Annotated in this window: 1 pseudogene; it reads right to left on the reverse strand. The window is 58.6% G+C overall.

Annotation, left to right across the window (positions count from 1 at the left end):
- Positions 1-450 (reverse strand): annotated as a pseudogene (locus HT737_RS29405) (methyl-accepting chemotaxis protein); the annotation flags it as partial.
- Between the last annotated feature and the right edge of the window lie 69 nt (positions 451-519).

The following is a 519-nucleotide window of genomic DNA, read 5'->3' on the forward strand; positions in this document are numbered from 1 at the left end:
CAGGATGAACACTGCCACCGCGTAGTTGGCAAAACGTTCACTGAACACTTGCGCCAGGCTTGGACCATAGGCAATGACTGCCACCTGCTGGCCGTCGGCACGGCTGAACACTTCGGCGCCCATTAACGGGTTATTGCCGAACAATGGCAGGTGATTGATTTCGTTCCAGCCGTTGTTGTCACTGATCTCCAGCACCGGCTGATCGTTGAGGCGCGGCGCTTCCCCGCGTTTGAAGGTCAGAATCTGATCAGCCTTGGGCAATGCCTGCCCGGTCGGCCAGGCCTTGAGCAATTGTGCCTGGGCTTGGGCGGAGGCCTGCGCCGCGTGGCTGCGCGCCTGCTGTTCCAGTTGCACGGCGTACAGCACCAGCAACAGAGTGGTGACGAAGGCGACCGCGTTGACCGCCCAGAATTTGTATTTCAGCGAGATATTGCTAAGCCAGGCACCCATGGAGGTCTTCTCTGATAGCGGAAACAGTTTTGGCAAGGTGCCAGCATTGTGCCGCTATGCAGATCTGCG

The sequence above is a fragment of the Pseudomonas sp. MD195_PC81_125 genome (assembly GCF_014060985.1).
Classification (GTDB): domain Bacteria; phylum Pseudomonadota; class Gammaproteobacteria; order Pseudomonadales; family Pseudomonadaceae; genus Aquipseudomonas; species Aquipseudomonas parakoreensis.